The sequence below is a fragment of the Lacisediminihabitans sp. genome (assembly GCF_036569425.1).
In the GTDB taxonomy this organism is placed as follows: domain Bacteria; phylum Actinomycetota; class Actinomycetes; order Actinomycetales; family Microbacteriaceae; genus Lacisediminihabitans.
In genome coordinates, this window is the sequence record NZ_DATCQQ010000052.1 from 44,610 (window position 1) to 55,341 (window position 10,732).

The 10,732-nt window shown below is 65.1% G+C and carries 8 protein-coding genes, 2 tRNA genes and 1 pseudogene; 9 read left to right on the plus strand and 2 right to left on the minus strand.

The features are described 5' to 3' along the window. The first annotated feature begins 9 nt into the window (after positions 1-9). The 7 genes from recF to VIM54_RS09095 all read left to right on the plus strand — a co-directional run bounded on the left by recF (position 10) and on the right by VIM54_RS09095 (position 7,091). Positions 10-1,176 (plus strand): DNA replication/repair protein RecF, encoded by a 1,167-nt coding sequence (gene recF, locus VIM54_RS09065; protein ID WP_331900697.1) that lies wholly within the window; start codon positions 10-12, stop codon positions 1,174-1,176. Further along, a complete protein-coding gene (locus VIM54_RS09070; RefSeq protein WP_331900699.1) occupies positions 1,173-1,670 on the plus strand; it encodes a DUF721 domain-containing protein in 498 nt (165 codons plus the stop codon). The genes recF and VIM54_RS09070 overlap by 4 nt, the downstream gene beginning before the upstream one ends. 166 nt (positions 1,671-1,836) lie before the next feature. Further along, a complete protein-coding gene (gene gyrB / locus VIM54_RS09075; RefSeq protein ID WP_331900701.1) occupies positions 1,837-3,816 on the plus strand; it encodes a DNA topoisomerase (ATP-hydrolyzing) subunit B in 1,980 nt (659 codons plus the stop codon). Positions 3,817-3,879: 63 nt separating this feature from the next. Then, the gene (gene gyrA, locus VIM54_RS09080) at positions 3,880-6,462 is read left to right on the plus strand and encodes a DNA gyrase subunit A (protein ID WP_331900703.1); all 2,583 of its coding nucleotides are present in this window, start codon (positions 3,880-3,882) and stop codon (positions 6,460-6,462) included. After that, positions 6,455-6,859 (plus strand): DUF3566 domain-containing protein, encoded by a 405-nt coding sequence (locus tag VIM54_RS09085; protein ID WP_331900704.1) that lies wholly within the window; start codon positions 6,455-6,457, stop codon positions 6,857-6,859. The genes gyrA and VIM54_RS09085 overlap by 8 nt, the downstream gene beginning before the upstream one ends. 73 nt (positions 6,860-6,932) lie before the next feature. Further along, positions 6,933-7,006 (plus strand) — tRNA-Ile (locus tag VIM54_RS09090). Positions 7,007-7,018: 12 nt separating this feature from the next. After that, positions 7,019-7,091, plus strand: a tRNA-Ala gene (locus VIM54_RS09095). A gap of 178 nt (positions 7,092-7,269) precedes the next feature. Here the strand turns inward: VIM54_RS09095 and VIM54_RS15935 are convergent. Together VIM54_RS15935 and VIM54_RS09100 are read right to left on the minus strand one after the other, a co-directional pair. Beyond that, positions 7,270-7,488: pseudogene (locus VIM54_RS15935) on the minus strand (hypothetical protein); the annotation flags it as partial. 203 nt (positions 7,489-7,691) lie between these two features. Beyond that, positions 7,692-8,222: a MarR family winged helix-turn-helix transcriptional regulator gene (locus tag VIM54_RS09100; RefSeq protein ID WP_331900706.1), complete on the minus strand. Its 531-nt coding sequence runs from the start codon at positions 8,220-8,222 to the stop codon at positions 7,692-7,694. 92 nt (positions 8,223-8,314) lie between these two features. Between VIM54_RS09100 and VIM54_RS09105 the strand changes: the two genes are divergently transcribed. Both VIM54_RS09105 and VIM54_RS09110 read left to right on the plus strand, forming a co-directional pair. Beyond that, complete coding sequence (locus VIM54_RS09105; protein ID WP_331900708.1) at positions 8,315-9,700, plus strand: MBL fold metallo-hydrolase; 1,386 nt, start codon at positions 8,315-8,317, stop codon at positions 9,698-9,700. Between the two features lie 60 nt (positions 9,701-9,760). After that, on the plus strand, positions 9,761-10,732 hold a 972-nt coding region (locus tag VIM54_RS09110), incomplete at its 3' end, for an IS630 family transposase (RefSeq protein WP_331900710.1).

Sequence of the window (10,732 nt, forward strand, 5' to 3'; positions counted from 1 at the left end):
AGTGACAGCGTGATCGTCACCCACCTCAGCCTCACCGACTTTCGTAATTACACGACCGCCGAGGTGCCGCTGGTCGCCGGCGCCAACCTGTTCGTCGGCAGCAACGGCCAGGGCAAGACCAATCTGGTGGAGTCCCTCGCTTACCTGAGCACCCTCGGATCGCATCGGGTCTCGGTCGACCACGCCTTGATCCGCCAGGGGGCGGAGGCGGCGATCATCCGTGCGCGCCTCGAGCACGGCGAACGACAGGTTCTCGCCGAGGTGCAGATCAACCGCTCGTCGGCGAATCGCGCGCAGATCAACCGCTCGGTGATCAAGACGCGGGATTTGCCGAGGTACTTTTCCAGTGTGTTGTTCGCTCCGGAAGACCTGGCGCTGATTCGCGGGGAGCCGTCGGGGCGCCGTCGTTTTCTGGACGAGCTGCTCGTGCTGCGCTCTCCCCGACTCTCCGGAGTCATCGCCGACTACGACCGGGTGGTGCGCCAACGAAACACCCTGCTGAAGTCGGCCAGGGCATCCGGGGTCAAGGGCAACCAACTGGGAACCCTCGACATTTGGGACGATCGGCTCGTGGATCTCGGATCGCAACTGATCGAGGCGCGAAGCGCACTGATCACGGAACTTCAGCCCGAGGTCACCGCGGCCTACACGGCGGTCGCCGGCGAGGACCACCACGCGACGCTCGCGAGCCAACTGAGCATCTTCAGTGGCGGATCCGAGTCCGACGACGCGGGTGGCGTGGCCTTGAGGCGGGACATCATCACCGCCCAGGAGGCGTCCGGCGCGTTCCGGGAGGCGCTCGGCAGGCTTCGGCGCAGCGAACTCGACCGCGCGATCACCCTTGTTGGTCCCCATCGGGACGACCTCGTCCTCGAGCTGAACGGTCTCCCCGCGCGCGGCTACGCGAGTCACGGCGAATCCTGGTCGTTCGCCCTCGCCCTCAAACTGGCGTCGGCGAACATTCTTCGCCGTGAATCGAACACCGGCGACCCGGTGCTCATGCTCGACGACGTGTTCGCCGAACTCGACGAGTCTCGCCGGCTGAGGCTCGCGGCTGCCGTTGGTGACTTCGAGCAGGTGTTGATCACGGCCGCTGTGCTCGACGATGTGCCGGCGGCCCTCACCGGCAACACGGTGCACATCGCCCACGGAACGATTGTGGAGAGCACGCCATGACCGAGGACAACGCGCCGAGCGAATCCACCGCGGTCTACCTGCGCTTCCGTCGCGTCTTCGGCGACGGCTCGTCGAGATCGAACGACGCCCGCAAGCGCGCGAAGAAGGAGCCGGGATCGAGCGTTCCGTTCGGGGCCGGCCGCGACCCGGAGGGACTCGGCTCGATCGTGGACGCGCTCACCACCCGGCTCGGCTGGAATTCGCCGCTCGCGCGATCGGAGTTGCTCTCTTCCTGGGCGCAGATCGCCGGCGCCGAGACCTCAGAACACTCGACTCCGGTCGGAATCGAAGAGGGGGTGCTCACGGTGCGTTGCGACTCGACGGCGTGGGCGACGCAGCTTCGCCTGATGCGGGTTCAGATCATGACGCAGATCAGTGTGCGCTATCCGGATGCCGGCATCGACTCGATCCGTTTTGAAGGGCCGGGTGCCCCCTCCTGGAAAAGAGGCCCCAGATCAATCCCAGGGCGCGGTCCGCGCGATACTTACGGCTAACTAGGCAAAATAGGTCGCCGCACCGAAATAAAGTCCCCAGACGGGCGTTTTCGGACCTGTACCCCGTTCGTGTTTGGTAGAATTGGACGGTCGTCATGACAGCTTCCTTCTGGGAACCCCGGTCGCGAACGGCTCATCGATCCACCCGGCAGGAGACCAATTTCACATGGCAGCAAACCGCTCGAATTCCGAATCTGAAGACAACTACGGCGCAGATCAGATCCAGGTCCTCGAGGGGCTCGAAGCGGTGCGCAAACGTCCGGGCATGTACATCGGATCGACCGGCCCGCGCGGGCTCCACCACCTCGTCTACGAAGTCGTGGATAACTCGGTGGACGAGGCCCTCGCCGGGTACTGCGACACCATCCTCATCACCATGCTGCGCAACGGCGGCATTCGCGTCATCGACAACGGCCGCGGAATCCCGGTCGACCTCAACAAGTCGGAGAACAAGTCCAGCGTCGAGGTGGTCATGACCATCCTCCACGCAGGTGGCAAGTTCGGCGGCGGCGGCTATTCCGTCTCCGGCGGCCTGCACGGCGTGGGCATCTCCGTCGTCAATGCTCTCTCCTCTCACATGGACACCGAGGTCCGCCGACAAGGGGCAGTCTGGCGGATGAGCTTCACCAACGGTGTTCCCGACGCGCCGCTCGCCAAGGGCGAGGAATCGGATGAGCACGGCACCACCCAGACTTTCTGGCCCAGCGCCGAGACCTTCGAGACCGTCGAGTTCGACTTCGAGACGCTGCGCGCCCGGTTCCAGCAGATGGCCTTCCTCAACAAGGGACTGTCGATCACCCTCACCGACGAGCGCGTGAACGCCGACGCCGAGAGCGCCGAGCCGGTCTCGGTGACCTACCTCTACGAGAACGGTCTCGTCGACTATGTGCAGTACCTCAATTCGGCGAAGAAGGTCGAGGTGGTGCATCCCGAGATCATCTCCTTCGAGCTCGAAGACAAGGAACTCAAGATCTCGCTCGAGGTCGCGATGCAGTGGACCACCTCCTACCAGGAGAGCGTGCACACCTACGCGAACACGATCAACACGCACGAGGGTGGAACCCACGAAGAGGGTTTCCGCGCCGCGCTCACCACCCTCGTGAACAAGTACGCCAGGGAGAAGGGGATCATCAAGGAGAAGGATGAGAACCTCACCGGGGACGACGTGCGCGAGGGTCTGACCGCGGTCATCTCGATCAAGCTCGCCGAACCGCAGTTCGAGGGCCAGACCAAGACCAAGCTCGGCAACACCATCGCCAAGTCGTTCGTGCAGCGCATCACCGGGGACCAGCTCGGCGACTGGTTCGACCGCAACCCCACCCAGGCCCGCGACGTGATTCGCAAGGCCATCCAGGCCTCGGCCGCCCGCCTCGCCGCCCGCAAGGCGCGCGAGCAGACCCGCCGCAAGGGACTGCTCGAGTCGGGAGGCATGCCGGGCAAGCTGCGCGACTGCTCGAGCAACGACCCGAGCCTGTCCGAGATCTTCATGGTGGAGGGTGACTCGGCCGGCGGCTCGGCCGTGCAGGGCCGCAACCCGGAGTTCCAGGCGATCCTGCCGCTGCGCGGCAAGATCCTCAACGTGGAGAAGGCGCGCCTCGATCGGGCCCTTGCCAACAACGAGGTGCAGGCCATGATCACGGCGTTCGGCGCCGGGGTCGGCGAGGACTTCAACCCCGAGAAGGCCCGGTACCACAAGATCGTGCTGATGGCCGATGCCGATGTCGACGGCCAGCACATCACGACCCTGCTGCTCACCCTGTTGTTCCGTTACATGCGTCCCCTCATCGACCTGGGTTACGTCTATCTGGCCCAGCCGCCGCTCTACCGCCTCAAGTGGAGCAACTCCCCGCACGAATACGTCTACAGCGACCGGGAGAAGGACGCCCTGCTCGCGGCGGGCGCCGCGGCCGGCAAGCGGATGCCCAAGGAGAGCGGCGTGCAGCGCTACAAGGGCCTCGGTGAGATGGACTACAAGGAACTGTGGGAGACGACCATGGATCCGGTAACCCGCACCCTGCTGCAGGTCACCCTGGATGATGCCGCCGCCGCGGACGAGATCTTCTCGACCCTCATGGGCGAAGACGTCGAGTCCCGCCGCAGCTTCATCCAGAAGAACGCGAAAGACGTGCGCTTCCTCGACATCTAGTCAGCAGGCCGCCCGCGGCCGTATCGAAATCTTCACCAACGGCACACCACAGACTGGAATTCAATGGCTGACGTAACACCCCCGGACGACGCCGAACCGCAGATCGCCGGCAAGGAGATCGACCTCGCCCACGACAAGATCACCCAGGTAGACCTGCAACTCGAGATGCAGCGCTCCTACCTTGACTACGCGATGAGCGTCATCGTCGGTCGCGCCCTTCCCGAGGTTCGGGACGGCCTCAAACCGGTTCACCGCCGGGTGATCTACGCGATGTACGACGGCGGCTACCGCCCGGACAAGGGATTCTCCAAGTGCACCCGCGTCATCGGCGACGTGATGGGGCAGTTCCACCCGCACGGTGACTCGTCGGTGTACGACGCCCTCGTTCGTCTCGTTCAGCCGTGGAGCCTGCGCTACCCCCTCGCTCTCGGACAGGGCAACTTCGGTTCCCCCGGCAACGACGGCGCGGCGGCACACCGGTACACCGAGACCAAGATGGCTCCGCTCGCGATGGAGATGGTGCGGGACATCGAGGAAGAGACCGTCGACTTCCAGGACAACTACGACGGACGCACCCAGGAGCCGTTCGTGCTCCCGAGCCGATTCCCGAACCTGCTGGTGAATGGATCGGTCGGCATCGCGGTCGGCATGGCCACCAACATCCCGCCGCACAACCTTCGCGAGGTCGGCGAGGCCGCGCTGTGGCACCTCGCTCACCCCGACGCGACCAAGGAGGAGCTGATCGAGGCGCTCATCCAGCGCATCAAGGGACCGGACTTCCCCACCGGGGCCCAGATACTCGGGGTCAAGGGCATCCAGGACGCCTACCGGACGGGTCGCGGATCGATCACGATGCGCGCCGTTGTGAATGTGGAGGAACTGCAGGGTCGCACGTGCCTCGTCGTGACCGAGCTGCCGTACCAGGTGAACCCCGACAACCTCGCGCTCAAGATCGCCGAGCTCGTGAAGGAAGGCAAGATCTCGGGCATCGCGGATATCCGCGACGAGACCTCAGGACGCACCGGCCAGCGCCTCGTGGTCGTGCTCAAGCGCGACGCCGTCGCCAAGGTGGTTCTCAACAACCTCTACAAGCACACCTCGCTGCAGGAGAACTTCGGCGCGAACATGCTCGCCATCGTCGACGGCATCCCGCGCACCCTCGCGATCGACGGATTCATCACCGCGTGGGCGGCCCACCAGATCGAGGTCATCGTGCGCCGCACGGTGTTCCGTCTGCGCAAGGCCGAGGAGCGAGCACACATCCTGCGCGGATACCTCAAGGCCCTCGACGCTCTCGACGAGGTGATCGCGCTCATCCGTCGATCGGCGACCGCCGAGGACGCCCGAGACGGGCTGATGGCCCTGCTCGACGTGGACGAACTCCAGGCCAACGCGATCCTCAGCATGCAGCTGCGCCGCCTCGCCGCCCTCGAGCGCCAGAAGATCATGGACGACGCCGACGAGCTCGAACGCCAGATCGCCGAATACAACGCGATCCTCGCCGACCCGCAGCGCCAGCGCGACATCGTCACCGAGGAGCTCACCGAGCTCGTCGCCAAATACGGCGACGACCGCCGCACCGAGATCATGTTCGGCTTCGACGGCGACATGAACGTGGAAGACCTTATCCCCGAGGAGGAGATGGTCGTCACAGTCACCCGCGGCGGATACATCAAGCGCACGCGCAGCGACAACTATCGCACCCAGCATCGGGGCGGCAAGGGAGTCAAGGGCGCGCAGCTGCGGGCGGATGACGTGGTCGAGCACTTCTTCGTCACCACCACCCACCATTGGCTGTTGTTCTTCACGAACAAGGGGCGCGTCTACCGCGCAAAGGCCTACGAGGTTCAGGAGGGCGGCCGCGACACGAAGGGCCAGCACGTGGCCAACCTGCTCGCCCTGCAGCCGGACGAGGAGATCGCCCAGATCCTGGACATCCGCGACTACGAGGTGGCCAAATACCTGGCCCTCGCCACCCGCGGCGGACTCGTGAAGAAGACCCTGCTCTCCGAGTACGACACGAATCGCACCGGCGGCATCATCGCGATCAACCTGCGGGACGAGGACGAGCTGGTCTCCGCGATGCTCGTGGAGGAGGACTCGGACCTTCTGCTCGTGTCGCGCAAGGGAATGTCGATTCGGTTCACGGCATCCGATGAGGCGCTGCGTCCGATGGGGCGCGCAACCTCCGGAGTGATCGGAATGCACTTCCGTGACGACGACACGCTGCTCGATGCTTCGGTGGTGAGCGACGACGGCTACGTCTTCGTGGTTACCGAGGGCGGGTTCGCCAAGCGCACGGCCGCCGACCAGTATCGCTTACAGGGTCGGGGCGGTCTCGGCATCAAGGTGGCCAAGCTCCAGGAGGCCCGTGGCGACCTCGCCGGGGCGCTCATCGTGGAGGAGGACGACGAAGTTCTGGTGGTTCTTGCCAGTGGCAAGGTGGTACGCTCGTCTGTCGCCGAGGTGCCGGCCAAGGGTCGTGACACCATGGGAGTTGTGTTCGCACGTTTCGCGGACGACGACAGGATCATCGCAGTCGCGAAAAACAGTGAACGAAATCTGGATGTCGACGAGACGGAGCCCTCTGATGAGGATCCGGCGGGAGATGTCCAGACCGGAAAGGACGAAACAGTAGATGAGTAGCGTCGCCGAAAAACTCCAGCGAAAGTCGCAGCGCGCCTCCGCGACCAAGCAGGTTCGCCTCAAGCTCGTGTACATCGACTTCTGGTCGGCGGTGAAGCTCTCATTCCTGGTGGCGGTCTCGCTGGGGATCGTGCTCGTCGTGGCGAGCATGCTGATCTGGGTGGTGCTCAACACCACCGGCGTCTTCGGCAAGATCGACTCGCTGCTGACCGACATCCTGAACCAGCCGTTCAGCGTCGCCCAGACCTTCTCGCTGCCCCAGGTGGCGGTGTTCTCCCTCGTCGTCGCGATTCTCAACACGGTGGTCGGCACCGCGCTTGGTGCGATCACGGCGGTGCTGTACAACTTCACCGTGCGCATCACCGGAGGCCTGCTGGTCGGTTTCACCAACAACTAATTCGCGAATTTCGGGTCCGAATGGACTCGATTTACCGAATCTCGGCAGGTGCGATACTCTCGTATCTGTCCACGGGGATATAGCTCAGGCGGTTAGAGCGCTTCGCTGATAACGAAGAGGTCCCAGGTTCAAGTCCTGGTATCCCCACGTGTGGCCCACGGGGACGTAGCTCAATTGGCAGAGCACCGCCTTTGCAAGGCGGGGGTTAGGGGTTCGATTCCCCTCGTCTCCACACCAGCCCGTGCCGCAGCCCGGCTCACACGCTCGCTCGAGCCTGTCCGACTCCGAGACGACGGGCGATCCGCCCCGGAAGTCTGGCCAGTCTCGACGGCATCGAATCGACTCGCGGAATCCGCACCGGGCGCACCCGGCCGTTGTGCGGCGCGGAACAGCCGGCCATCCCCGGAGCGCACCGCCACGAGCGTCTGGCGCGACAGCCGGCCCTTCGGCAGGGCGGTTCGCCAGGGCATCAGCACCGAGGCATTCGCGTAGATGAGCACGGTGTCCGGCCCGAGGCACCTGATCGATTCGATCTCGCCGACGAGCCTGGACCCGGCCAGAACGCCACGAAAGAGTTGATCGTGGGCGGCTTGGATGGGCGCGCGGCCGGCCGACCGGGTGCCGTCGAATGAGACGTAAGTCCGAGTTCTCGGTGAAGCAGGCTACATACGCAGCGGCGTCGCTGTCACCCCACGCCCTGAGGAATCGGTCGAAGAGTCGGCGGATACGGTCGTCGCGTGCCATGGTGCCGGGTCCCTGCCGGGTCCCTGCCGGGTCCCTGCCGGGTCCCTTCCCGGGGCGATCCCCCGACCATTCCAGATATTTAGTTCATCTAACTACTCGGCGGCCCATCGGCCGAGATGCGCTCCCCGTGCTCTTCGAGCAGACGCCGCGACCGGGCAAGAAAGTCCAGGATGATCGCGCGCTCGGCGGCGGAATAGTCGCCCAACTGCCTGGCCCCCTGCTCCCCGATCGGACCGTAGTCCTCCCGCGTGATGGCCAGCGCCGCGTCGGTCAGCTCGATGGTCGCGCGGCGGCGATCCGTGGCATCCGGCACCCGGGTGACGTACCCGGCCCGAGTGAGCCTCTGGATGGCGACGGTCGTGGAGGCCGGCGTCAGCCTCAGTCCCAGCGCCAGCTCGCCGGGGCTCAGCGGCCCGCGGGAGTCCAGCAGGCTCAACAGGGCGAGGTCGGTGCGGTTGACCCCCAGTCGCACGGCGGCCGCCGCGTCGTAGGCGTCTGTGGCGATCTGGAGCTCCGCCACGGCCCTCATCACCTCGCGCACTTCGTGTGCGTGCTCGTCGTGGGCGCGCTCATCCGTCACGAGATCCTCCGGCCTGGCCGCACGCGTGTTGAGAAACACTAAGCACCATATCGCCTGTGTCACACTCGTTACACCAACAACGTCGTTGCTGCGCGGGAGACCGCTCGCCCCCTACTCGAAAGGCCCGCGTCATGATGGCCAGCAGTGCAGCAACCCTGCGTTTTCTGGGCGCCACGCAGACGGTCACCGGATCCCGTTACCTCGTTTCGGTGGGCGACGCGAGTGTTCTCGTGGATTGCGGGATGTTCCAGGGCTACAAGCAACTGCGGGATCGCAACAGACTCCCGTTCCCGGTCGATCCGGCCTCGATCGACGCGGTGGTGCTCACCCACGCGCACCTCGACCACTCCGGGTATCTTCCCGCGCTCGTTCGGGATGGCTTTGCCGGCCCGATCTACGCGACCTCCGGCACGGCGGAACTCTGCTCCCTCGTGCTCGTCGACAGCGGACACCTTCTCGAGGAGGAGGCGCGGTACGCGCAGAAGCGCGGGTCGTCGAAGCATCACCCTCCGCGGCCGGTCTACACGGTGAAGGATGCCGAGCGGGCGCTCGAGTCATTCCGGGTCACGCCGTTCGACCGGGAATTCGAAATCGCCGACCGGCTGAGCGCGACCCTCGTGCCGGCCGGCCACATCCTCGGCGCAGCCCAGGTGACTCTCGACGCGGCAGGCTCCCGGGTGCACTTCACAGGCGACCTCGGCCGCAAGAGAGACCCGCTCATGCGCGAACCCCGCCCACTCGGCGCGGTCGACGTGCTCGTCACCGAGTCCACCTACGGCAATCGAGACCATCCGGCGGTAGACCCTCAGGCCCAGCTCGGCGAGATCGTGACCCGGGTGGCGAGCCGGGGCGGCGTCGTGCTGATCCCGTCGTTTGCGGTCGGCCGGGCGGAGAGTCTGCTGCTTCACCTCTCCCGGCTGCGCGCCAAGGGGGCGATCCCCGACATCCCGATCTATCTCAACAGTCCGATGGCGGTCGACGCGTCGCTGATCTACCAACGGCACGAGGACGAGCATCGGGTGTCGCCGGCAGAGTTTGACGCGATGTACTCCATCGCGAGACTGGTGCGCACCGTCGATGACTCGAAGCTGCTCAACTTGCGCGGTGGGCCGATGGTCATCATCTCGGCGAGCGGCATGCTCACCGGTGGAAGGATCCTGCACCATATCGCGGCCTACGGCTCGGATCCCAGGAACGCCATCGTGTTGAGCGGGTTCCAGGCCGGCGGCACCCGTGGCGCGGCACTCGCACGCGGCGAAACCACGCTGCGGATCTTCGGCCAGGACGTGCAGATTCTCGCCGAAGTGGTGCAGGTCGAGGGCCTGTCGGCGCACGCCGACCGCGGAGAACTGATCGACTGGATGCGCACGGCACCGCAGGCACCGTCAATGACCTACATCACCCACGGGGAACCGGATGCGGCGGACGAACTGCGCGCGCGCATCAAGCACACCCTCGGCTGGCCGGCCAGAGTGCCCGAATACCTCGAGACGGTGAGTCTCGCGGACCCGCGCTGACGCGCCTAGTGTCGCGTGTCGTTGTTTCATTTACGTTAGGCGCGCTGGCAAAATTGAGTCATGTATCTGGCTCAAGCGTTGGTGTTGCGTGATGGCGATCAGTCTCGACTTGAGGCTCTGACTCGGGGACATGGGGCGTCGACGGCAATGGCGTCGCGCGCGCGGGCTGTGCTCTTCGCATCGGAGGGGGTGCCGAATGTCGAGATCAGCCACAGGGTGAATTTGTCCCGTCCGAGCGTTCTGAAATGGCGGAACAGGTATGGCGAGGCCGGGCTCGACGGGCTGAGCGATGCGCCCCGACCCGGCCGCGTGCCGGTCATCGACGAGCTCGCGGTTGTGGCCGAGACCCTCGCCGACAGCGGGAAACCGCCCGCTGATCTGGGCATTTCACATTGGTCGGTGCGGTTGATGGCTGACCGGCTGGGGATCTCGTTCGCGTCCGTGGGCCGGATTTGGCGCAAATGGAACATCCAGCCACACCGGCTCGACACCTTCAAGTTCTCCACCGACCCGGAGCTGGAAGCGAAACTGCGCGATGTCGTCGGGCTCTATATGTCACCGCCGGAGAACGCGGTTGTGGTCAGCGTCGATGAGAAGTCGCAGATCCAAGCGTTGGATCGCACCCGCCCGGACCAACCGTTAGAGAAGGGCAGGCCTGCCGCGCGAACCCATGACTGCAAACGGAACGGGACGACGACACTGTTCGCCGCGTTGGAGATCGCGACCGGGAAACTTTCCGCGGACAAGTGCTACCAGAAACACACGAATGCGGAGTTCGTCGACTTCCTCGGCCTCGTCGCCAACGCCCACCCGGACGTCGAATTGCACGTTGTCTGCGACAACTACGCCACCCACAAACACGCGAACGTGAAGGCCTGGCTGGCAGAGAACCCCCGGGTCGCCCTCCATTTCACACCGACGAGTTGCTCGTGGTTGAACATGGTCGAGATCTTCTTCGGCATCATCACCAAGCAAGCCATCCGACGCGGCTCATTTCACAGCGTCGACGCCCTCGAGGCCACGATCAGCGCC

Bases quoted from the DNA above. Each gene is read 5' to 3' on its own strand.
- gyrB (WP_331900701.1), top strand. From the start codon at position 1,837: ATGGCAGCAAACCGCTCGAATTCCGAATCTGAAGACAACTACGGCGCA.
- VIM54_RS09105 (WP_331900708.1), top strand. From the start codon at position 8,315: ATGATGGCCAGCAGTGCAGCAACCCTGCGTTTTCTGGGCGCCACGCAG.
- gyrA (WP_331900703.1), top strand. From the start codon at position 3,880: ATGGCTGACGTAACACCCCCGGACGACGCCGAACCGCAGATCGCCGGC.
- VIM54_RS09085 (WP_331900704.1), top strand. From the start codon at position 6,455: ATGAGTAGCGTCGCCGAAAAACTCCAGCGAAAGTCGCAGCGCGCCTCC.
- VIM54_RS09070 (WP_331900699.1), top strand. From the start codon at position 1,173: ATGACCGAGGACAACGCGCCGAGCGAATCCACCGCGGTCTACCTGCGC.